Source organism: Inquilinus sp. KBS0705 (genome assembly GCA_005938025.2).
In the GTDB taxonomy this organism is placed as follows: domain Bacteria; phylum Bacteroidota; class Bacteroidia; order Sphingobacteriales; family Sphingobacteriaceae; genus Mucilaginibacter.
This window is the reverse complement of the sequence record VCCI02000003.1, coordinates 1-21,802: the sequence shown is the minus strand read 5'-3', so window position 1 is coordinate 21,802 and position 21,802 is coordinate 1. Positions and strand designations below refer to the sequence as shown.

Here is a 21,802-nt window from a genome sequence, read left to right as displayed (position 1 = left end):
GATCCTTCCATGCTCATGGGAGGATTTTTTTTGCCCGATGAAATTTGCCCTACCCCTGCTTTGTATTTACCTTTTGCTTGCCGCATGCAACAGCGCGCCAAAGCAGCAAGTGGTTATTAAGCAGCAACGAAGGTCAAAAACGGATACCCCTCAAACTAAAGTTAGTACCCCTGCTGGTGACACCCTTAGCATAGTAGCCGTTGGCGACCTGATGCCGGGCACATCGTACCCAAACAAAAACACATTGCCGCCCGATAGCGGTCGCAATAGCTTTAAGCATGCTTTAAATTATTTACGTAATGCCGATGTTGCCTTTGGCAACCTTGAGGGTGTTTTATTAGATACCGGTGCCGCAATTGATTACAAACTGCGGTCAAAAAATAAAACTTACTTGTTTAGGATCCCCACCGCTTATGGCGCATTATTTAAAGATGCCGGCTTTGATGCCTTAAGCTTGGGTAATAACCATACTAACGATTTTGCAGCGGCGGGGCGCAAATCCACCGCTAAAATATTAGATAGCCTGGGTATTAGTTATGCGGGCTTAAAAACCCACCCTGCGGCTATATTTACTATAAAAGGTATCCGCTATGGCTTTTGCGCCTTTTCGCCAAATAGCCAAACGGCATCGCTGGTTGATATAAAAGGGGCTAAAAATCTCATCAGTGATCTAAAATCTAAATGTGATATTGTTGTTGTTTCTTTTCATGGTGGGGCAGAGGGGGTTACTTTTGAGCATGTGCCACCCGGCGATGAAAGTTATAATGGCGAGTATCGTGGTAATGTAAGGTTATTTACCCATGCTGCCGTTGATGCCGGTGCCGATTTTATTTTTGGACATGGCCCACATGTTGTGCGTGGAATGGAAATTTATAACAAAAGGCTTATAGCCTATAGCCTTGGCAACTTTTGCACACATAGCGGTGTAAGCGTATTAGGCATTTGCGGCCTTGCCCCTTTATTAAAGATAACCCTGAACAAAAAAGGGGAGTTTTTAAACGGGCAGATCATATCATACAGACAAACGCACGATAAAGGGACCTTACGCGATACACTCAACCGCGCTGCTTTACGTATAAAAATGCTAACCGACAGCGATTTTACTGCTCCCGGTTTAAGCATTTCAAGTTTGGGTGTTATTACACCTTTAAGAGGTAATTAAGCTTCGTCTTTAGTGTTACGTACCAGGCTAATGCCGGTAGAGAAAAATATTATTGAAATTACGCCCACTACAACCAATGTAGTGGTCTGGCCGGCATGCTGAATGATTTGCACACCTGTGTAAATCAAGCCAACAATTCCTAATACGGTAAGTACGGTTCCGAAAGTACGTTTTAAGTTCATGATATATAATTAGTTATTGAGTTTACACATTAACCAACATGTGGGGGCTTTGTTTCAATTATCATATATATGTCACTTTTAACTGTTTAACATATCCAAATCAATTTCAACTTCGTTTATATCAGTGTAGGTGCAAAACACTTACATTGTGATAAGGTTTAGGTTGAAAGTCCCCTGGCAGCAAGTGCCGGGGGCTTTTATTTTAATGGCAAATTGTGCCTCCTTTTAAGCATATTCGCTTTTTCATTCCTGTATATTTTAATGAATAACATAAAAGAAGAGTTGCATGCACTATGCGTAAGTTATGTACAAAACCGTATGCACGCCGCCGAACAAGCCATTGCGGGTGCACAGCAATCGGCAAATGATGATACCAAAAGTAGCGCAGGCGACAAATACGAAACCGGGCGTGAAATGGCGCAGCAAGAAACTAACCGCAACCTGGCCCAGCTTAACGAAGCCAACAAGCTAATGGTAGCCCTAAACCAAATAAGCACTAAAAACAATTCAAAAAAAGCCGACACCGGCAGTGTAGTAATTACCAACAATGGCAACTTTTATATAGCCATAAGTGCCGGCAGCTTAGTGCTTAACGGGCAAAACTATTTCGCGGTTTCGTCTGCATCGCCAATAGGTATAAAACTAACCGGCACATTATCAGGCGATGAGTTTGTATTGAACGGAAAAACCTACCAAATACTTGATATTTTGTAAAAACGGCCTGCAAATTGATAAACTTTAAAAAAATAAAGTAGATTGTTGTTGAAATATTGTACAAATCATTAATATCTATTCTATATTTGGTGTAAACAAAAAAATGACAGGCAACAACCTGAGCATTACTAAACTAATTTTTTGATGAACATATTCGTAGGAAGCCTTCCGTACTCATTACAGGAAGCAGATTTACAAGAGCTTTTTGAAGCTTACGGTGAAGTAACCACCGTTAAAATTATTATTGACAGAGAGTCCGGCAGAAGCAAAGGTTTCGGATTTGTTGAAATGTCTGACGATGAAGCAGCTCAAAAAGCAATTTCGGGTTTAAACGGATCTGAAGTTGCTGGTCGCTCAATTGCAGTTAGCCAGGCTGAGGACAAAAAACCAGGCGAGCGCAGAAGCGGTGGCGGTGGTGGTTACGGTGGCGGCAACCGCGGTGGCGGTGGCGGTGGCTACTCAAGAGACAGCAGAGGTGGCGGCGGTGGCGGCTACTCAAAAGATAGCAGAGGCGGCGGCGGCGGTAGCCGTTGGTAGTCTTGAATAAAGCAAAGCACCGTTAAACACGGTGTTTTGCTTTATATTTTTATGATAAACACGCTCTCGGAAAAAGGTTAGCGTGCTTTTTTATTTGCAATTATTGCGAATCACTTCCCTTTTCATATCCCCATTGCTCTATTCCTGCAAAAGCTAATAAGTTAAAACATAGCTACAATTAAATGGTTGTGCTTACGTTTAGGTAACAAAAATTCGGGCTTTGATACTTTTTATTATTTTTGTGAAAAATTATAACCAATGAGCGAACTCATTAAGAAACAAGTAAGTGATGCAAAAGCTTTAATGGATAAAGCAATTGCCCATGCCGATAACGAGTTAAACAAAATACGTGCAGGTAAGGCCAGCCCATCTATGCTGGATGATGTAATGGTTGATTACTATGGCTCGCCAACACCTTTAAGCCAGGTGGGCAGTGTAAATACCCCTGATGCACGCACTATTGTTGTACAGCCATGGGAAAAAACATTGTTAACCGCCATTGAAAAAGCTATTAAAGAAGCTAACCTGGGTGTTAACCCGCAAAACGATGGTGTTATCATCCGCATTAACGTACCGCCTTTAACCGAAGAACGTCGACGCGAATTGGCCAAAAAAGCTAAAGCTGAAGCCGAAACAGGTAAAATAGCTATCCGCAACATCCGTAAAGATGCTAACGAGAAGATAAAAAAATTAAAAACTGAAGGCGTATCTGAAGATGAGATAAAAGTTGGCGAAGCCGAGGTGCAAAAGTTAACCGACGGTTACATCATTAAAGTCGACCAGCTATCAGATGCTAAAGAAAAAGATATTATGACAGTTTAAAATTAACCTGATTGTCAAATTAAAGGGAATGAGCTTATTAGCCATTCCCTTTTTTTATTTTTGCCGCACTCACATGAATATACTATTATCATATCTTTCCAAACATCGTTGGGTGGTTGTACTCGCTTTGTTCTTGGCCGCCACTAACATTGGCTTCTCCCTGCTCGATCCGTATATTACCGGTCGTATAGTAGATAACTTTATCGAAAAATACAAAGTGCTTAGCCACGACGAATACATGTATGGTGTATTAAAACTGGTTGGTATGGCTATTGGCGTTGCCATGGTATCGCGCATAGCAAAAAACTTCCAGGATTATTTTACAAACATTATTACCCAAAAGGTGGGTGCCGAAATGTATGCCGATGGCCTTAAGCACTCGCTTGAGCTACCCTACCAGGTATTTGAAGACCAGCGCAGCGGCGAAACACTCGGCATATTACAAAAGGTACGGTTAGATTGCGAAAAGTTTATCACCTCATTTATCAGTATACTATTTGTAAGCTTGATAGGCATGGTGTTCGTAATTGTTTATTCGGCTAGTGTAAGCTACCAGGTTACACTGGTATACTTTGCCGCTATACCGGTTATTACATTTGTAAGTATGGCCATGAGCCGTAAAATAAAGCGCATACAAAAAAGCATTGTATCAGAAACTACCGCATTGGCCGGCTCAACTACCGAAAGTTTAAGAAATATTGAACTGATAAAAAGCCTTGGCCTGGCTAAGCAGGAAATAAAACGCCTTAATAACACCACCTATAAAATATTGGACCTTGAACTGAAAAAGGTAAAATATGTACGCAGCATGAGCTTTGTACAAGGCACTACTGTAAATTTTGTGCGTAGCGCTATGGTGGTTGTTTTATTGATGTTGATATTTAAAGGCAGCATATCGCCGGGGCAGTATTTTAGCTTTTTGTTTTACTCTTTCTTTTTGTTTAACCCCCTGCAGGAGTTAGGTAATGTTATATTAAGCTGGCGCGAGGCCCAGGTATCGTTAAATAACTTTAACAATATATTAAATATCCCGATTGATGCCAAGCCCGATAAACCTGTGTTGTTAGAAAAAGTACGCGCACTTGAATTTAGCAACGTTACCTTTAAGCACCTAACCGCTAACCGCAACGCATTAAACAACATTTGTTTTATCACTAACACCGGCGAAACCATCGCGTTTGTTGGGCCATCCGGCTCGGGTAAAACCACTTTGGTTAAACTGCTGGTAGGTTTGTATCAGCCATTACAGGGTGATATTTTGTACAACAACACCGTAAGTAAAGAAATTGACCTTGACGAACTGCGCGAAAAAATAGGCTTCGTAACCCAGGATACACAGTTGTTTTCGGGTACCATCCGCGAGAATTTGCTGTTCGTTCGCCCGGACGCTACAGACGAGGATTGTATGAATGTATTACAGCGTGCCGCTTGCCAAACTTTACTTGCACGGGCGGATAAAGGCCTGAGCACAGTAATTGGCGAAGGTGGTGTAAAAGTATCGGGTGGCGAAAAGCAACGCTTATCTATTGCACGTGCTTTGCTACGCAAGCCGGATATTTTAGTGTTTGACGAGGCCACTTCTTCATTAGATTCCATCACAGAAGAAGAAATAACCGATACCATACGGGATGTATCTGTATTGAACGACCATATTACCATACTGATAGCACACCGCCTATCAACCATTATGCATGCCGATTGCATTTATGTTCTGGAAAAAGGTAACATTATCGAGTCGGGCAAGCACCACGATCTTATTGATCAAAAAGGCCTGTACTATGCTATGTGGCGCCAGCAAATTGGCGAAAAGCATACAGTGGATGCGTAAGTGTCCCCATCGTAATGCCGAATTTATTTCGGCATCTCGCGGACGAGCGAATTTGCATGTTGAATAATTAGCTTGAGAGGTGCTGAAACAAGTTCAGCATGACAACATATAAACGAAAAGGCCCCATACATATGGGGCCTTTTCGTTTATATGTTTTTTTATTTCACCAAAGTACCAATGGCCTCGCCCTCGGCTATCTTCATAAAGTTGCCGGGCTTGTTCATATCAAATACAATAATAGGTAACGAGTTTTCCTGGCAAAGCGTAATGGCTGTCATGTCCATTACGTTAAGGCCCTTATCATACACTTCCTGGAAGCTAATTTCATCATAACGAGTAGCACTTGGGTCTTTCTCCGGGTCGGCTGTATAAATACCATCTACACGTGTACCTTTTAATACTACATCGGCCTTTATCTCTATAGCACGTAAAGATGCTGCTGTATCGGTAGTGAAGTATGGGTTACCGGTACCGGCGCCAAATATTACTATTTTACCATCCTCTAAATGGTGCATTGCACGGCGGCGGATATATGGCTCGCATATCTGCTCCATCTTTATGGCCGATTGCAAACGAGTTTCTACACCAATGCTCTCTAAAGCGTTTTGCAGGGCCATACAGTTAATTACTGTGGCCAACATGCCCATATAATCGGCCTGGGCGCGTTCCATCCCGCTTTTCTCAGCGCTTAATCCTCTAAAAATATTTCCTCCACCTACAACAATGGCTATCTCTATTCCTTTATCTTTTACAGCCTTTATATCGCGTGCGTATTGTAAAACCTGGTTGTTATCGATGCCGTACTGGCGTTCGCCCATAAGCGACTCGCCGCTAAGCTTTAGGAGGATTCTATTATATTTCATTCAAAAGGAAGATTTATCAAAAATAGATAATAATTGGTATTGTAAAAATTTTATAATGCCTTTGTTAATAGTTGGCCCTGCAATATAGTTTCCTGCACTTCAAATTTGCTGTTAAATACAATAAGGTCGGCATCAAAACCGGCCTCTATTTTACCTTTTTGGGTCTTCGAGGCCAACTCGGCCGGGTACAATGATGCCATATTAACCGCTTCTGCCAATCCTATACCCACATGCTCTACACAGTTTTGTACAGCTTTAAGCATCGTCAGGCTCGACCCGGACAGCGTACCATCAGGCATTACATATTTATCGCCCTGCAAGCGGTGCTGATATGTACCTTCGGTTGCAGCAGTTACCGCATCTGTTATCAGGAAAAGCTTGTCACCCAATTCGCGTTTGGCCAGGCGTATCATCGCAAAATCAACATGGTTGCCGTCAGCAACAATACTGGTGTAGGGTTTTTCTTCGAATATAGCAGGTATGTAACCAGGCTCGCGATGGTGCATTTGCGGCATGGCGTTAAACAGGTGTGTAACTGCCGGTATTGGTTTATTTAAAAATGCTTTTCCCTGCGCATAAGTAGCATTGCTATGGCCCGATGATATAATGATGCCCTGTGTATGCAGGTAATCTATCACCTCCTGGTCCTGCAACTCGGGCGCTATGGTTATCATGGTAATTACACCATCCGCTTCCTCTACCCAACCTTTTACTTCGGCAAGGGTAGCTTTTTTAATGAACTTTTCTGGATGGGCACCTTTTTTGGCCGGGTTTAAATACGGGCCTTCCAAATGCACTCCCCAAAAATTGCCCCGGGCAGTAGCACGATACGCTTTTGCCGCCGCAATGCCTGCTTCAACAATATCATTGGAATTAGTGCCTATGGTAGCAAAAAAACCGGTTGTGCCCTGGTCAAGCAGGTCGTCTTCCATTTTCTTTAGCGCTGATACTTCGGGCTTGCCGGCAAATAGTTTACCTCCGCTGCCATATATCTGCAGATCTATAAGCCCCGGTGCCAGGTAAGCACCATTAAGGTCTACTTTCCTCGCATCGGCAGGGATAGCGTTATCATTAATAATAGCTTTTATTTGGCTGCCTTCCAATAAAATGGCTTTGCCTTCGGCGATGGTGCCGTTAGAGATAAGTTGAAGATGATGAAGTGCTGTTATCATACTTAATTTATAACAATTGCGTCATTGCGAGGAACGAAGCAATTTATACAAAGGACAATCGGTTAAGCAAATCGTTTAGCTCAGTTCTGAGATTGCTTCGTTCCTCGCAATAACGCGCGGATAAAGGAATGACAGAACAAAAAAAATCCCTCCCGATTTAATCGGGAGGGATAATATAATTAAGCTCCTAAAGCTACCCGCTTAAATGCGGTAACAGTTAGGCCTTTATCAACCGAGTCTAAAAACTGACTAACGTTTTTAGATGAGTCTTTTACAAACTCCTGGTTTAATAAAGTAGAATCTTTGTAGAATTTGTTCAGTTTACCGGCAGCAATTTTTTCAACCATTTCTTCCGGTTTACCTTCTGCACGTATTTGCTCTTTAGCAATCTCCAGTTCACGCTCAATAACGGTGGCATCAACGCCATCTTTATCAATAGCAACCGGGTTCATGGCAGCAATTTGCATTGCTACGTCTTTACCTGCCTCATCGGCACCGGCAACGCTTTTGCTTAAACCAACTAGCACACCTAAACGGTAGTTACCATGTATGTAAGCAACAACTTTTTCGCCTTCAATAACTTCGTATTTAGATACACCTATCTTTTCGCCTATTTTACCTGTTTTATCAATGATAGCATCACCAATTTTAACACGTACATTTTCAACGTCAATTTCAAGGTTGTAAAGGTCTTCGATAGTAGCCGGTTTGCCTTGAACGGCAGCGTTTGCAATTTCGTTACCAAAAGCAACAAACTCAGCATTTTTAGCTACGAAATCAGTTTCGCAGTTTAGTTCTATAACCACACCACGTTTAAAATCTTCTGAAGTACGTGCTATAACAACACCTTCGTTAGATTCGCGATCCTGGCGGCTTGCAGCAACTTTAGCGCCTTTTTTTCTTAAAAAATCAATAGCAGCTTCAAAATCGCCGTTAGTTTCGGTTAAAGCTTTTTTGCAATCCATCATGCCTGCACCGGTTTGCTGGCGCAGTTTGTTTACATCAGATGCAGATATTTGTACTGTAGACATTTTGTTTGTTTTTTAAATGTTGTAAAAGTTATAAGGGCTGTAAAGGTTATAAAAGTTTACACTTACAACCTCTACAACCCTTATAGCCTAAATATTATTCTTCTGTTGAATCAGCAGCAGGGGCTTCGGTCTCAGCAGCTTCGGCTGTTACTTCTGCGGTCCTTTTTCTTTTGCCACCTTCTGGTGCAGTACGTTCTGCCAATTCAGGAGCATCAGCTTTTGCTTTAGCAGCTGCTGCTTCTTTTTCAGTTTCGTCTTCTTTCTCGCGTTTGCGCTCATCTAAGCCTTCTTCGATAGCTTTGATGATGATACCCGTAATCAATGAAATTGATTTGGTAGCATCGTCATTCGCCGGGATAGGGAAATCGATGTTCGACGGATCAGAGTTGGTATCAACCATTGCAAATGTTGGTATGTTAAGCTTTAAAGCTTCAGATACCGCGATGTGCTCTTTCTTAACGTCTATTAAAAACAATGCAGCGGGTAAACGGTTAAGATCCGCAATACCACCTAACAAGGTCTCTAATTTGATACGCTCGCGCTGTATCATCAATCTTTCTTTTTTAGAAAGGTTGCTGTAAGTACCGTCTTTAGTCAATTTATCGATGTTAGACATCTTTTTGATAGACTTACGCACGGTAGCAAAGTTGGTTAACATACCACCCAACCAACGCTCGGTGATATAAGGCATGTTTACGCCTTTTGCATATTCAGCTACGATATCTTTCGCTTGTTTCTTTGTTGCTACGAATAATACTTTACGACCTGATTTTACAATTTGTTTTATAGCTGCAGCAGCTTCTTCAACCTTTGATAAGGTTTTATTTAAATCGATAATGTGGATACCGTTGCGCTCCATAAAAATGTACTGAGACATTTTTGGATCCCATTTGCGGGTAAGGTGACCAAAGTGTACACCTGCATCCAGTAAATCCTGATATGTTGTTCTTGCCATTGTTGTTGTCCTCCTAAAATTTTAACGTTTACTGAATTGGAATCTCTTACGTGCTTTCTTGCGACCTGGTTTCTTACGCTCAACCATACGGCCATCGCGTGTCATTAAACCTTTAGCGCGCAAAGCCGGTTTTTTCTCCGGATCCAGTTCAACAATAGCTTTAGCAATTGCTAAACGAACGGCCTCTGCCTGTCCTTTTACGCCACCACCGGCAACGTTTACTTTAACATCGAATTTACCTGCAGAACCCGAAACTTCGGTAGACTGCATAACGATGTATTGTAAAGGTAGGGTAGGGAAGTATTCTTTGTAATCTTTACCGTTAACGATAATAGCGCCATTGCCTTCGCTCAAATAGATGCGGGCAACTGCTGTTTTTCTTCTGCCTGAAGTGTTAGTTGTTGGCATTTTCTTTTTCTCCTTTTAAATTAAATGGTTGTTGGATTTTGAGCTGCGTGAGGGTGCTCTGCTCCTGCATATACATGCAGGTTACCGTAAATAGCACGACCTAAACGATTTTTAGGTAACATACCACGTACTGCTTTTTCAATCACACGCTCTGGATGCTTTGCCATTAACTCTTTTGGAGAAATGAAACGCTGACCACCCGGATAACCGGTATAAGAAACATACTGCTTTTCGCTGAATTTATTTCCTGTCAGTTTTACCTTGTCTGCATTAATAACTATTACATTATCGCCGCAGTCTACGTGTGGGGTGAACCCTGGCTTGTGTTTACCTCTGATCATCATCGCGATCTTAGTACACAAGCGCCCCAAAATCTCATTGTTTGCATCAACAACAACCCATTCTTTACTAACGGTTTTCTTGTTGGCTGAGACAGTTTTGTAACTTAACGTATTCACTTGCTTTTAATTAAATTTATTAAACGTATACTTTACCCCGTATTTACGGGACTGCAAAGATAGGCTTAATTGTTTAATTTACAAATGGTATTTGCTTTTTATTACGGTGCGAAAGAGGTATGGAAATCACCTTTTCTCCACCCTATCATAAAAGCCGCCGAACGAATTCATTTTTACGGCATCCTCGTTAAAGAAATCGCCGGGGAAACCTAACTCAAACTTGCTTACTTCATCCAGTTTGGCAATTTGCGTGGCACTTAGGGTAGTATCAACTGTTTTTAGGTTGTCTTTTAACTGGTCTACCTTAGTAGCGCCAACTATGGGTATACAGCTAAAGCCTTTGCTCATGGTCCATTGCAGCGCCACATGGCTTTCAGATACGCCCAACTCTTGTGCTATATCCATTATCACCCGGGTTATTTTTTCGGCACGCTCATCAAGGCGTTTGCTATCAGGCTTTATGCGGCCTTTGTCGCCTTTAAGGTATTTGCCGGTAAGCGCGCCGCCGGCCAACGGCGCCCATGGCGTAACTGTCATACCAAAGTGTTTAGCCATAGGTATCAAATCTCGCTCTGGGGTGCGCGCAAGCAGGCTATATTCAACCTGCAAGGCAATAAACTGGCTCCAGCCCATTAGTTCGGCAAGGGTGTTGCCTTTGGCTACAACCCATGCCGGGGTATCGCTAATGGCAGCGTAAGTAACCTTGCCTTGTTTGATCAAGTCGTCAAGCCCGCGCATTACCTCGTCTATCGGGGTAATATCATCCCAAATGTGCAGGTACAACACATCAATAAAATCGGTTTTCAGGCGTTTAAGACTTTCTTCAACGCTACGCATCATATTTTTGCGGTTGTTGCCGCTTGCGTTGGGGTTGGTGGTGTTATCCTTTAGCGTATACTTGGTAGCCAGCACAAAATAATCCCTATCGTGGTTGGCCATATAATCGCCTATTATTTTTTCGCTGGTGCCCAGTTTGTATATATTAGCCGTATCCAGGAAGTTTCCGCCCGCGTTGGCATACTCGTCTATTATTTCAAAGCTGGTGGCAGCATCGGCGCCCCAGCCACCTTCTGTGCCAAAACCCATGGTACCCAGGCAAAGTTCTGATACCTTTAACCCCGACCGGCCTAATAATTTATATTTCATTGCAATTAGTTTATATATGATGAAACGCTTTAAGCAAAGCTGCTGTTTTAATGGCTCAAATAAAAATGCTTTGTAAACAATAGCCCTTAGCCAATTGTAAATATATTAAATACAGATATTATGAAGATCATCACGCTGCACAAGCCGGTTAATATTGACCAGCTTTTTAATCACCTGCAAGAAAGGCTTAATCCTATTTTTCACCAACAAAAGCAAAGCGATATCAGCTTTACTATTACCAATACTCCAGCAGGTATTGAAATAAGCCAGCCCGAGTTGTATGATGGCGCCTTGTTTACCATAGCTGTGCAAGACGATGAGCTATGGATAACCCGTAACGAGCATTATGTGGATGATGTAAATTCGATAACCGTTGAATCTATCTTAAACAGTTTGTTTGATGACCTAAGCGAAGGGTTGGGCACCGACTTAGTGCAGGAAGGATAAAACAAAAAAGTCCCGGCTCTCACCAGGACTTTCTATATCTGTAAGGGAATTATTACCCGTTTATCCAGCTAAATTTGTACTCGAGGCCGGGGTTTTGCATGCGTTCGGCAACGCGTAAAAGGCGGTTTGGCAGGTTCATGATATAATCACGGGCCTTTTCGCCACTCTCTTCCAGGTCGGTAATTTTCTCGATATGCCAATCTTCTATCAACTCCTTTAATATATCAACATAGTCAATAGCGGTATAAATACCCAGGCGTTGAGCAGCATCAGTAAAGTGGCCGAATGTTTGGCCTATTTTTAAACCAATTTCGCGTAAAAAATGCGCCGGCATTACAATTTTTTTGCGCATCATATCTTCAAAAGCCAGCATAGCCTCATTGGGGTCTACCTCAAATATCTTTTCGATAAAGTATTTGTATGCTTTGGCGTGGCGCGCCTCGTCGCCGGCTATAACGCCGCACATTTTAGATAGCAGTGTATCGCCATCTTTTTTAGCCTGCGATGCCACCCTGCGGTGCGATACATTGGTAGCCAGTTCCTGGAATGATGTATAGATAAAGTTGCGGTATGGGTCGTGGCCGGTACCAATGTCAAAGCCATCAGCAATTAGATACTGGGTCGATACCTCCATCATGCGCATGTTAACACGGCCGGATAGGTATAAGTATTTATTCAGCAGATCGCCGTGGCGGTTTTCTTCGGCGGTCCAATGGCGTGTCCATTTCATCCAGCCACCTTCTTCGCTGCGCGATACGCCTTCAACCATAGTTAACCACGACTCGTAAGTGGGTAAAGCCTCTTCGGTAATGGTATCGCCTACGAGCACGGCTACCAGGTCGTATGATAAACCTGCCGCGCTCTCCTGCATCTCTTTAATTTCACTAAAAAATGTATCTCTTGAAGCATCCGGTAAAAAATCCGATGGCTGCCAAATGGTATCAATAGGCTTAAGATATTCATTCATCTTTTCGAGCATGAATTTCTCAATATGACCCATTACCTCCTTACGCTTTTCTTCAAAAAATTTCATATAAACTTATAAGTATACAAAGTTAATCATTTATATCTAAAATTGTTTTGCGGCCTTGTAATCAATCGCATCTTTCATGCAATCGCTTAGGTTATTAATTGATGGCTGGCCGTTAAATATAGAAAAATTGGTGTTATAATCCCACATTATACCGGGTATATCCAAACTCTTTAAACTTTGCCTAACTGCCTTAATATACCTGCAACGGCTATCGGCATCGGCATATTTGTTATATACACCGTATTCGCCGCACAATATGGGCACATAATACTTAGCCGACCAGTTTTTTACGATCTGTAATTTATCCCTAACAGAGCGCTCGTTACCATCTGTTTTGTATTGGTAATAATTGGTTTCGCCCCAGGTGCCTTTAGCTTTAGGGCTTATAGGCGGATAGGCCTGCGCATTGTAAGGGAATGGCACACCCGTAGTAGCCACCTGGTCGCCCACCCAATCGGCACCCTGGTGGGTAAAAAAGAAAGGCTCGTAAAAGTGAAAGGTGTAAATAATGTTTTCGTCCGCCAATCTTTCCATACGGCTTAATTCGTAAATGCTGTTAAAATTTGATGCCCCAACAATCAGCGTTCTTTTTTTATCCAGTTTGCGAATGGCGTTTACAATATTGTATGCTGCATCTTTCCACACTGTGGGGTTCATGTGGGGCGGCTCGTTATATAACTCAAAAAACAAATTATCCGGGCTCTCCTTAATATACCTTTTGGTTAAGGTTAGCCAAAAGGCTATTATCTTCGGGGTTTCAGTTAAGTAATTGTTATCATTTAATTTGCCGTAATGGTAATCTATTATGAGCTTAATTCCGTATACATGGCATTGTCTCAAAACATCATCAATATGAGTAAATAGTTTCTCAACCGAAACCGGGTCTCCCTCAAAGTAAGAAAATGCTACCGGGAGCCTTATACTTTTAATATGAAGCTGTTTTAACAACTCAAAATCATTGCTTTTAATGAGATTTATACCTAAAATGTCTTTATTCCATGTTTGTTCAAGCCAGGATATGCTTATACCATTATCAAGGCTCTTTGCACGGTTAAACACAACAGAACGGGCATCAGGTGGCGTTGGATTGCTTTTTGCAATAAAACACTGCATAAATAATAATAGTGTTATGCAACAGGTGTTTTTGATAACCCCAGAGAAAGTATTTTTATAAACTATTTTTTTCACTATCTTAAACAGGTTAACTGAAGGAACTGATCTTATTTATAATTTAAGGAAACAAATAATGTTTGTTCAAATTTCAAAAGAGGAATACCAAAAAGAAATACAAAAAAAAGCATGGTACCAAACTAATAATATCATTTGGACTATTATTTTTTTATACCCCATATTTAGCATCGTAGATTTTATTTATGCCGAAAGTATATGGTTGCAATTTTTAATTGTACGCATTATTACCGTGCTGGTTATATTGGGTTTATACAATCTTTTTCAAACACGTAAGTATAACTACCGCACACTGCTCCACATCTGCTTCTTTCTGCTTTCTATAACGTCAGCTATATTATGTAATATCGTTAACCTGCAGCAGCAAAACATATACTATTTAATATACGCTGCTGTATTGCTGTTTTTTAACCTGCAGGTTTTTTGGGAGCCCATAAACTCTATCATACAAACCTTGCTGGCCATTTTGCTGCTGGCTATTTTTTATAACGCGTTAAATGAAAGCACCCTGGACTTAGTGATAAGTAATGGCGGTCAGTTTTTCTTCATCATCGCTTTTATATCGTGCTTAATACCAAACGCGCGTTACAAGGTTATTGGCCGCGATGTGCGTTCGCAAATATTGATCGAAAAATCTAATGAGCAGTTAAAAGAACAAAACCGCGACATTAACGAGAAAAACAATATTATAGACAGGCAATATGAGCAGTTACGCAAGCTGGACGACCAAAAGAACAGCTTTATAAACATTGCCGGCCACGATCTGAAAAACCTGATAGGCTCAATAGTAATGAGCAATAACATGGTTAAGGAGGAAGATTACCGCCTAAGCGCCGACCAAAAAGAGTTTACGAACTATATTTCAGAATCGGCCGAGAAGATGCAGTACATGCTAAACAAATTGATGGACGTAAAAGAGATCGAATCGCCGGAGATGAAGTTTAACATGGAGATATTTGATATTAATGCCGAGGTTATGCATGTGTTTAAGGGCCTGGTAGAGACCGCTCAAATGAAAAACATAAGCTTAGTTGATAACATACTTAAGTTACCGCTTAATGTTAAGCTGGATAGGGTGTTTGCAGGCCAGGTTTTTCAAAACCTGCTATCAAATGCTATCAAGTTTTCGCAAACCAACAACAACATTAAAGTTATTACCAGTTTACAACGCCAAAAATTTGTATTTGAAATTGTAGACGAAGGTGTTGCTATTGGCCAGGAAGAACTGGATATGATGTTTAATAAATTAAAAACCTTAAACGATGCTTCGGGCACTATCGAAAGCCGTTTAGGGTTGGGCCTTTCTATCGCCAAATTAATGACCCGCGAACTGGGTGGCGAACTGTTGTACCGCAGCGACGACAATGGTAACTATTTTAGAGTTGAATTTTACGTAATAAACTAAGCTATAATCTGATGAAGAGATTTTTTACCTTATTAGCCTTTATATTTTTAACTACCGTTTCGATAGCGCAAGTACAGTCAATACTGTCATTTAAAGCGTTGGGCCATCCCGATGATGAGCCTGTTGTAGGCATGAGCGGGTCTACCTTATTTTACTTTCGTATTACGCCGCAGTATAATGCCGATAACAGCAAGGTTGTTATTTATTTTGAAGCCTCGCAAGCGCTTATAAAGGAAAAATCTTTCTTTAATTTGATGATAGGCGCCAGGCCGGTTTATAGCGGCCGCCTTGGTAAAGACTCGATACAAAAAGTTGCTATCAACATTTCAAGGGCCGATGTATCATCCGATAACTTTTTAAAGATAACCATACGTACAGCTTTAACCATTACCGACGACCAGTGTAAGGATCTGGATAACCCGGCCATGTGGATAAAGGTTAAAAACTACTCGTACTTATCGTTAACCAAAAGCACTAAAGACTTTTTTAAAGGCATAAACATTAGCAACTGCTTCGATTCTAAAACAGCTATTGTTTATCCTGCAAACCCCAATCTGCACGATCTAAAGGCCGTTGCATGGGCTTACTCAAGATTGAAAAAAACGCAATCTAAAAAAATTGATGTATTTGAATACAACCACTTGCCCGATAGCGTGCGTAATTATATTATGGTGGGTAAACTGGGTTCGCTTACAGCTGATAAACGCGCCTTATTAAAGGTTACACCGCAAAACAACCAGGGTATATTTTACCTGCATAAATCTGTAAGTGTAGTTACCGATACCATTACACGTATAGTAGATATGAACGGTACTTTTGTGCCGGTTAAAACCGTTACTACCGACCCAACCCCTACCGAAATATTATTTGTATCGGGCGGCGACGATGCCGGTTACGAAAAAACTATTACTGCCTTAGGTAACATGAATGTGCTTAACTCTACCTTTGGCGATTACCTGTTAGTTAATAAGGCGCAAAACACCTTCTTTAAAACCATTGATGAGAACCGCTCAAAACTATCGTTAAAACAAATTGGCGGCAGCAGCGCATTCATGACCGGTATAGGCGCGTTAAAAAGCTCATTCAACTTTAAAAACAGCGATTTTAGCTTTACCCCTAAAGAGGTGGAGATACGCTTTATTGCTATTTACAGCAGCTTATTATCCGGCGACCGTGGTTTCTTTAACATTTACTTGAACGGCTTGCTGATAAGCAGCGAGAAACTTGACGCCTCGGGCAAATTAAACACATCGGTTACTATTAACAGGTACCAGCACCATAAGTACAATACGCTGGAGGCCGAATTCAGGTTTTATCCAAGAGGAGGTAACTGCTCTAACAGCTTCACCAACTTCTTTGCCGAAATTGATGCTGATAAATCGTACCTGGAATCTAAAAACCCGTTCATCACCAGCGATTTGAGCTTCTACCAATACCCTGAAGCATTTAATAGTGGTACAACCCGTATTGTGGTATCAAAGCCGTATGCTAAATATGCCGCCGGTGCTATGGGCGAAATTATATACGAGTTAAACAATAACATTAACGCTAACAATTTCCCCGAGTTTATGTACTCGTCGGAGGTGCAACCATCAGATCTTAAAAAGAACAACCTGATAGCTTTGTTAACAAAAGACGATCAATTGTTAAACGAGTTTCCGGATGCGCCAATTAAATTCAACCGTAATTTCAGGCTATATAATACCGATAATAATACGGTCGTCTATTCCCTCGGCGATACCACATCCAACGGTTTAGCCCAAATATTTTATGGGCGAAGCAATAATGCCACACTGGTGCTTACGGCGACGGGGAAACACCTTGCCGAAGCATTTTTAACAGCATCAAAATCTATTACCGAGCAGTTGTCTACCCTGTCAAGTAACGTCTGCGTATCTGATATTAACTCCAACAAATACTTGTTCAACATCAATAAATCAAGCGATAACCTGGAGTATATTGATACGAAAAGCTCGCTTACCCGTTTTTGGGATAGCTATAACCTGTACATATTATTAGGTATACTGGTATTAATATTACTATCATTCCTTTATATACGTTCAAGGGTTCAAAAATCACAGGAGTTGTTTAATGATTAAGGCACACGGTGCATTACATTTAACTAAACTATTTTCATGAAGATGCCGATCCCTGAGTTGTTGATTAATGATGGTTTTATCACCAGTGCCGACCGCGAAGAAATTGACAGGCATTCGGCAGTAACCGGTATATCTTTCATTAAGGTAGCGCTTACATCGGGGTATATATCGCGTAAAAACTACGAACGATCGTTAACCAATGCGGGCTATGAAATTATAGCCCCGCGCGATCAGGCGTCTGACCCGGAGGTATTGGCAAAGATAGACCTTAAGTTTTCGCATGACCACCTGGCTTTGCCATTGCGTATAGAGGACGGTAAGGTAGTAACCCTAATGGCCAACCCCGACGATGAGCTGTTTGTTGATTTTATACGGTTTACCTACGACCGCGAACCAGAAATAATCATCGCATCAGACTTGGACATTACCTGGATGAGTAATGTATTACTGGGTAACCCTTATGTAAAATCGGCCGTATTTGAACTGTTAAAACGCGACCCGGACAGATCGGCCATTGTTACCTTTACCACCCCGCAGCTGATATTTATATTCGTTTTAATTGCATTGGTAAGCATTGGGCTTATACTCAGCTTTAAAAATACCTCTATCATTATTAATGTAATTATTAGCTCGTTCTTTTTAATAGCCATTATCTTTAAGTTGTTTTTGGCGCTTGTAGGTTCGCGCTTTGAGCTGCACCAGGCCGTTACCAAAGACGACCTAAAGCATGTTGTAGATGACGACCTGCCTATATACACCATATTACTGCCCGTTTATAAAGAGGATAAGCTGATAAAAAAACTGATATGGAACTTACAGTCTATTGATTACCCCCGCGAAAAATTAGACATTAAACTACTCATAGAAGAAGAGGACGACAAAACCCTAAATGCAGTAAAAAACCTTGATTTCCCGGCCATATTTGAGGTGATCGTGGTGCCATTTCACATGCCTAAAACAAAGCCAAAAGCCTGTAACTATGGCCTGCACTTTGCCCGCGGCAAATACCTTACTATATACGATGCCGAAGATATACCCGATACGGATCAGCTTAAAAAGGTAGTTACCCTGTTTAGTAAATTGCCCGAAGAATACATTTGCGTGCAAAGCGCTTTAAACTACTTTAACAGGAACGAGAACTTTTTGACACGTATGTTTACGCTGGAATACTCGTACTGGTTTGATTATATGCTGCCGGGTTTAGATACACTTGATATCCCTATACCACTGGGGGGTACCAGCAATCACTTTAAACTGGCCGAACTGGTTGACCTTGGCGCGTGGGATCCCTTTAACGTAACGGAAGATGCTGACTTAGGTGTTCGCGCTTATGCGAAAGGGCATAAAATAGCCATTATCAACTCCACCACCTACGAAGAGGCCAACAACGAACCCTTTAACTGGATACGCCAGCGCAGCCGATGGATAAAAGGCTACATGCAAAGTTACCTGGTACACATGCGCGACCCTGTGGCCCTATGGAAGGAAATTGGCTGGAAGGGCTTTATTGGCTTTAACTTTTTTATTGGTGCAACGCCTATTACCTTTTTAGTGTACCCCTTATTGCTGGCATTTTTTATCGCCTATATTATATTCGATCTGTCGACGATACGCTCCTTGTTTCCGGATTGGGTGCTGTTTATGTCTATATTTAACCTGATGGTGGGCAACATCCTGATGATATATGTAAATATGATGGCCGTATTTAAAAGGCGTTATTACGAGCTGATATTATTTGCCATAGCCAACCCAATTTACTGGCTAATGCACTCTATATCGGCCTACAAAGGCTTGTACCAGTTAGTAGTAAAACCATTTTACTGGGAAAAGACCAACCATGGCTTAAGTAAGGTTAACAATCAAACAAACGTTGTTAAATAATGTTGAATAAATCGTATTACTTAGCGTTTCTTGCCGGCATACTGGCCATATACTACCTGGTATGCGCCATCTACCTAAACGATTTGGGGTACTACAACCACGAGTCGTTATTTTATATCGAAAAAGCTAAAATAGTTTTTGAAGGTATAGGCAACCGCCTTAAAGTAATGGGCCTTACAGCCCCCATGATCCCCTTTTACGCTATATTCCCTTTTACATTGGTTAGCAATACGCTGGCGCCTGTATTAGCCTCGGCCATTGGTACGGCAGTATTATTTTACATGATGGCCAACGCCCTTATGAAGCGTTTAAAAGACGATGTATACGTAATATTGCTGCTGGTACTCTTCCTTTTCCATCCTGGGCTTTTGTATTCGGCGTGTTCGGGTAAGAGTATCTATATTATCCTTATCTTCTTTTACCTGTTCTTTCTTAATTTAATTAAGTTTTACCGGTCAAACACCACCTTCCACGTATCTATTGCCAGTATATGTTTGGTAACGCTTATTTTTTGCGATTACAAGTTTATATGGTTAACGCTTTTCTTTTTACCGCTAATACTGGCTATTACCCTGCATAGCCTAAACCTTGGCGAGCAGGAATCCATCTTCCGTTTGTTTTTAAGCTTTAATAGTCCATCGTTACGGCGTAAGCTTATTTACAAAACCATATCGTTATATATTATATTGTTTGCCTTGCCTTTAACGGCCGTATTGTGTTATAAGCTGCTTAACCTTACACACGCTATGGACCTAAACTATTTTAACGAAAGCCCATACGCCACCTGGAACGTGCTGATAGATAAGATAAGTTTTGAAGAACAAACCACCAATACCAACTATAAGATACCGGAGTTATCTTTACTCTTATCGGGGCGTATAATAATGTTTTGCCCTATGATATTGGTAGGGGTGTACCTTTTCCGCGAAAGTACATACCAGGTTTTAACCCTTTTAACCCCCTTTGCTTTTATCGAGTTTTTGCATATTAAGTACGATAAGGTTTTCCTTGCATACCAATACTATGTAATGTTTATCATTCTGTCGTTTTTGTGCCTCATATTTAAAGCGCAAACCATTAAAAACCAAAAGGCGCTAAAAATTACGCTAAGTATAATGGTGGCCGTACAATTATATATGGGCTGGTACTACCTAAACACCTCATCCATCGCTGAAGAACAAAACTTTATAAATGTGCTGGTAAACCGCACCGAGGACGAGGGCCAGGTAGGCAATATGGATGTGGCCAACTATATCAGCAGCCTGCCGGGCGACGCCCACGTATTGGTTGATGATGCCATTGCCTACCCGATAGTAGCTTTCTCGCACGATATTAAGCCGCTTATACTTCCTTATGAGTCTAACTTTTTAAGCGCGCTGGAAACGCCTGATAAATACGCCGACTATGTAGTAATTGCCACCACCAAAAACAGCGTTGCCGGCTATACACAGTTAAACGACAGATACATTACTACTATACGCCAAAGCATACCCTCTCTCAGTTTCCGCAAGGTGTTTGAAACCGATGAGTGGATAGTTTACCGCCTGGTAAATAATTGATCTGCGATCTCTTTAGGCCAATATCAATTGTCCGTAATGGTAGGCCACATGGTTGGTACGACTAAGCAGTACGCTCAACCTGTTGCGCGATGGGTCTTTCGCAAAGTCTTCCTCCGTCATGGCGTTGTGTTTTTTAAACCAATCGGCAGGGGGTAGGTTTGTAAATAACGCGTTTAGCTGTTGGTGTACATCGGCCCAGTAAGCTATTAATTCACTTATCGATGGCATTTCGGCATCTGCGTTATCGGCATTTTTTAAAAATGTATCAAATAAATGCGGGTAGGTACGCTCGCCCAGTCCTAGGGTTTCTTTAAGCATATCGTGATAAGCGGTTAGGTGCCCGTATAAATAAACTATTCTGTTTTTACCCGGTGCAATAGGCTTATTAAAGTCTTCATCGCTTAGGGCATTAAAAAACTTTTCGGCGCGGGCTATCTGGGTGTTCCAGCCTTGCAGTGCCATGCTTACAAATAATTGCTCCCTCATATTGTTGTACGTTATTTTTTTAAAGATGGAAATAAGTATAACCAATATAAGCACCTGTTATTGAAATTTACCTAAGTCTAACATTCGCGCTGTCATGGTGAGCTTGTCGAAGCACAGCGGGGAGGGCCTTTACGCACGCCCTTCGACGGGCTCAGGGTGACCCTGTTAAGATGTGCAAATGATAGATTACAGATGTGCAGATGAGCTGCCATGAACTATCGACAAAAAGCCCTATAAACGCAGAAAACCCCTCATCGATTAGATGAAGGGTTTCTGATTAGTCCGTTGTTAAACGGATTAAGATTGGGCACCGACCTACTCTCCCATCCGCTGGTGAGCGGACAGGTACCGCTGGTGAGCGGACAGGTACCGTTAGCTAACGGACAGTACCATCGGCTCTGGCGGGCTTGCGGTTAAATAAGCCTA

Annotated in this window: 21 protein-coding genes; 10 read left to right on the top strand and 11 right to left on the bottom strand. The window is 41.6% G+C overall.

Annotation, left to right across the window (positions count from 1 at the left end):
- The first annotated feature begins 37 nt into the window (after positions 1 to 37).
- Positions 38 to 1,162: a CapA family protein gene (locus FFF34_014385; GenBank protein ID TSD63756.1), complete on the top strand. Its 1,125-nt coding sequence runs from the start codon at positions 38 to 40 to the stop codon at positions 1,160 to 1,162.
- Here the strand turns inward: FFF34_014385 and FFF34_014380 are convergent.
- Complete coding sequence (locus FFF34_014380) at positions 1,159 to 1,344, bottom strand: hypothetical protein (protein TSD63755.1); 186 nt, start codon at positions 1,342 to 1,344, stop codon at positions 1,159 to 1,161. The two genes, FFF34_014385 and FFF34_014380, sit on opposite strands and share 4 nt — an antisense overlap.
- A gap of 261 nt (positions 1,345 to 1,605) precedes the next feature.
- Here FFF34_014380 and FFF34_014375 point away from each other — a divergent pair, with 261 nt between their 5' ends.
- The 4 genes from FFF34_014375 to FFF34_014360 all read left to right on the top strand — a co-directional run bounded on the left by FFF34_014375 (position 1,606) and on the right by FFF34_014360 (position 5,245).
- Positions 1,606 to 2,058, top strand: coding sequence for a 3-oxoacyl-ACP synthase (locus FFF34_014375; protein TSD63754.1), 453 nt, complete (start codon positions 1,606 to 1,608; stop codon positions 2,056 to 2,058).
- Between the two features lie 144 nt (positions 2,059 to 2,202).
- The gene (locus tag FFF34_014370) at positions 2,203 to 2,595 is read left to right on the top strand and encodes an RNA-binding protein (GenBank protein TSD63753.1); all 393 of its coding nucleotides are present in this window, start codon (positions 2,203 to 2,205) and stop codon (positions 2,593 to 2,595) included.
- 258 nt (positions 2,596 to 2,853) lie between these two features.
- Positions 2,854 to 3,417: a ribosome recycling factor gene (locus FFF34_014365; protein TSD63752.1), complete on the top strand. Its 564-nt coding sequence runs from the start codon at positions 2,854 to 2,856 to the stop codon at positions 3,415 to 3,417.
- A 73-nt stretch (positions 3,418 to 3,490) separates the two neighbouring features.
- A complete protein-coding gene (locus FFF34_014360; GenBank protein TSD63751.1) occupies positions 3,491 to 5,245 on the top strand; it encodes an ABC transporter ATP-binding protein in 1,755 nt (584 codons plus the stop codon).
- A gap of 158 nt (positions 5,246 to 5,403) precedes the next feature.
- Here the strand turns inward: FFF34_014360 and FFF34_014355 are convergent, their stop codons facing one another.
- The 7 genes from FFF34_014355 to FFF34_014325 form a co-directional block, all read right to left on the bottom strand.
- Positions 5,404 to 6,108: a UMP kinase gene (locus tag FFF34_014355; protein ID TSD63750.1), complete on the bottom strand. Its 705-nt coding sequence runs from the start codon at positions 6,106 to 6,108 to the stop codon at positions 5,404 to 5,406.
- Between the two features lie 50 nt (positions 6,109 to 6,158).
- Positions 6,159 to 7,280: an N-acetylglucosamine-6-phosphate deacetylase gene (gene nagA, locus FFF34_014350; protein TSD63749.1), complete on the bottom strand. Its 1,122-nt coding sequence runs from the start codon at positions 7,278 to 7,280 to the stop codon at positions 6,159 to 6,161.
- Positions 7,281 to 7,459: 179 nt separating this feature from the next.
- The gene (locus FFF34_014345) at positions 7,460 to 8,311 is read right to left on the bottom strand and encodes an elongation factor Ts (GenBank protein TSD63748.1); all 852 of its coding nucleotides are present in this window, start codon (positions 8,309 to 8,311) and stop codon (positions 7,460 to 7,462) included.
- Between the two features lie 94 nt (positions 8,312 to 8,405).
- The gene (rpsB, locus tag FFF34_014340) at positions 8,406 to 9,266 is read right to left on the bottom strand and encodes a 30S ribosomal protein S2 (GenBank protein ID TSD63747.1); all 861 of its coding nucleotides are present in this window, start codon (positions 9,264 to 9,266) and stop codon (positions 8,406 to 8,408) included.
- 21 nt (positions 9,267 to 9,287) lie between these two features.
- Complete coding sequence (rpsI, locus tag FFF34_014335) at positions 9,288 to 9,674, bottom strand: 30S ribosomal protein S9 (GenBank protein ID TSD63746.1); 387 nt, start codon at positions 9,672 to 9,674, stop codon at positions 9,288 to 9,290.
- Positions 9,675 to 9,694: 20 nt separating this feature from the next.
- Entirely contained in the window at positions 9,695 to 10,132 is a 438-nt protein-coding gene (rplM, locus tag FFF34_014330) for a 50S ribosomal protein L13 (GenBank protein TSD63745.1), read from the bottom strand.
- A gap of 126 nt (positions 10,133 to 10,258) precedes the next feature.
- Entirely contained in the window at positions 10,259 to 11,278 is a 1,020-nt protein-coding gene (locus tag FFF34_014325) for an aldo/keto reductase (protein ID TSD63744.1), read from the bottom strand.
- Between the two features lie 120 nt (positions 11,279 to 11,398).
- Here FFF34_014325 and FFF34_014320 point away from each other — a divergent pair, with 120 nt between their 5' ends.
- Complete coding sequence (locus tag FFF34_014320) at positions 11,399 to 11,725, top strand: hypothetical protein (GenBank protein ID TSD63743.1); 327 nt, start codon at positions 11,399 to 11,401, stop codon at positions 11,723 to 11,725.
- Between the two features lie 52 nt (positions 11,726 to 11,777).
- Here FFF34_014320 and FFF34_014315 read toward each other — a convergent pair whose 3' ends face one another.
- Together FFF34_014315 and FFF34_014310 are read right to left on the bottom strand one after the other, a co-directional pair.
- Complete coding sequence (locus FFF34_014315) at positions 11,778 to 12,758, bottom strand: acyl-ACP desaturase (GenBank protein TSD63742.1); 981 nt, start codon at positions 12,756 to 12,758, stop codon at positions 11,778 to 11,780.
- Between the two features lie 36 nt (positions 12,759 to 12,794).
- Positions 12,795 to 13,871: a glycoside hydrolase family 5 protein gene (locus tag FFF34_014310; protein ID TSD63741.1), complete on the bottom strand. Its 1,077-nt coding sequence runs from the start codon at positions 13,869 to 13,871 to the stop codon at positions 12,795 to 12,797.
- A gap of 133 nt (positions 13,872 to 14,004) precedes the next feature.
- Here FFF34_014310 and FFF34_014305 point away from each other — a divergent pair, with 133 nt between their 5' ends.
- The 4 genes from FFF34_014305 to FFF34_014290 are packed head-to-tail and all read left to right on the top strand — an operon-like array spanning position 14,005 to position 20,890.
- A complete protein-coding gene (locus FFF34_014305) occupies positions 14,005 to 15,351 on the top strand; it encodes a HAMP domain-containing histidine kinase (GenBank protein ID TSD63740.1) in 1,347 nt (448 codons plus the stop codon).
- Between the two features lie 11 nt (positions 15,352 to 15,362).
- Entirely contained in the window at positions 15,363 to 17,450 is a 2,088-nt protein-coding gene (locus tag FFF34_014300) for a cellulose biosynthesis cyclic di-GMP-binding regulatory protein BcsB (GenBank protein ID TSD63739.1), read from the top strand.
- A 36-nt stretch (positions 17,451 to 17,486) separates the two neighbouring features.
- Positions 17,487 to 19,331, top strand: a complete 1,845-nt coding sequence (locus tag FFF34_014295; GenBank protein ID TSD63738.1) for a glycosyltransferase — start codon at positions 17,487 to 17,489, stop codon at positions 19,329 to 19,331.
- Positions 19,331 to 20,890 carry a hypothetical protein gene (locus FFF34_014290; protein TSD63737.1) on the top strand — a complete coding sequence of 520 codons (1,560 nt, stop codon included), beginning with the start codon at positions 19,331 to 19,333 and terminating at the stop codon, positions 20,888 to 20,890. The genes FFF34_014295 and FFF34_014290 overlap by 1 nt, the downstream gene beginning before the upstream one ends.
- Positions 20,891 to 20,902: 12 nt before the next feature.
- Here the strand turns inward: FFF34_014290 and FFF34_014285 are convergent, their stop codons facing one another.
- The gene (locus tag FFF34_014285; protein TSD63736.1) at positions 20,903 to 21,376 is read right to left on the bottom strand and encodes a DinB family protein; all 474 of its coding nucleotides are present in this window, start codon (positions 21,374 to 21,376) and stop codon (positions 20,903 to 20,905) included.
- Positions 21,377 to 21,802 lie beyond the last annotated feature (426 nt).

Excerpts from the sequence above, each read along its gene's own strand:
- FFF34_014385 (TSD63756.1), top strand. The coding sequence starts at position 38 with ATGAAATTTGCCCTACCCCTGCTTTGTATTTACCTTTTGCTTGCCGCA.
- FFF34_014380 (TSD63755.1), bottom strand. The coding sequence starts at position 1,344 with ATGAACTTAAAACGTACTTTCGGAACCGTACTTACCGTATTAGGAATT.
- FFF34_014375 (TSD63754.1), top strand. The coding sequence starts at position 1,606 with ATGAATAACATAAAAGAAGAGTTGCATGCACTATGCGTAAGTTATGTA.
- FFF34_014370 (TSD63753.1), top strand. The coding sequence starts at position 2,203 with ATGAACATATTCGTAGGAAGCCTTCCGTACTCATTACAGGAAGCAGAT.
- FFF34_014365 (TSD63752.1), top strand. The coding sequence starts at position 2,854 with ATGAGCGAACTCATTAAGAAACAAGTAAGTGATGCAAAAGCTTTAATG.
- FFF34_014360 (TSD63751.1), top strand. The coding sequence starts at position 3,491 with ATGAATATACTATTATCATATCTTTCCAAACATCGTTGGGTGGTTGTA.
- FFF34_014355 (TSD63750.1), bottom strand. The coding sequence starts at position 6,108 with ATGAAATATAATAGAATCCTCCTAAAGCTTAGCGGCGAGTCGCTTATG.
- nagA (TSD63749.1), bottom strand. The coding sequence starts at position 7,280 with ATGATAACAGCACTTCATCATCTTCAACTTATCTCTAACGGCACCATC.
- FFF34_014345 (TSD63748.1), bottom strand. The coding sequence starts at position 8,311 with ATGTCTACAGTACAAATATCTGCATCTGATGTAAACAAACTGCGCCAG.
- rpsB (TSD63747.1), bottom strand. The coding sequence starts at position 9,266 with ATGGCAAGAACAACATATCAGGATTTACTGGATGCAGGTGTACACTTT.
- rpsI (TSD63746.1), bottom strand. The coding sequence starts at position 9,674 with ATGCCAACAACTAACACTTCAGGCAGAAGAAAAACAGCAGTTGCCCGC.
- FFF34_014325 (TSD63744.1), bottom strand. The coding sequence starts at position 11,278 with ATGAAATATAAATTATTAGGCCGGTCGGGGTTAAAGGTATCAGAACTT.
- FFF34_014320 (TSD63743.1), top strand. The coding sequence starts at position 11,399 with ATGAAGATCATCACGCTGCACAAGCCGGTTAATATTGACCAGCTTTTT.
- FFF34_014315 (TSD63742.1), bottom strand. The coding sequence starts at position 12,758 with ATGAAATTTTTTGAAGAAAAGCGTAAGGAGGTAATGGGTCATATTGAG.
- FFF34_014310 (TSD63741.1), bottom strand. The coding sequence starts at position 13,871 with ATGCAGTGTTTTATTGCAAAAAGCAATCCAACGCCACCTGATGCCCGT.
- FFF34_014305 (TSD63740.1), top strand. The coding sequence starts at position 14,005 with ATGTTTGTTCAAATTTCAAAAGAGGAATACCAAAAAGAAATACAAAAA.
- FFF34_014300 (TSD63739.1), top strand. The coding sequence starts at position 15,363 with ATGAAGAGATTTTTTACCTTATTAGCCTTTATATTTTTAACTACCGTT.
- FFF34_014295 (TSD63738.1), top strand. The coding sequence starts at position 17,487 with ATGAAGATGCCGATCCCTGAGTTGTTGATTAATGATGGTTTTATCACC.
- FFF34_014290 (TSD63737.1), top strand. The coding sequence starts at position 19,331 with ATGTTGAATAAATCGTATTACTTAGCGTTTCTTGCCGGCATACTGGCC.
- FFF34_014285 (TSD63736.1), bottom strand. The coding sequence starts at position 21,376 with ATGAGGGAGCAATTATTTGTAAGCATGGCACTGCAAGGCTGGAACACC.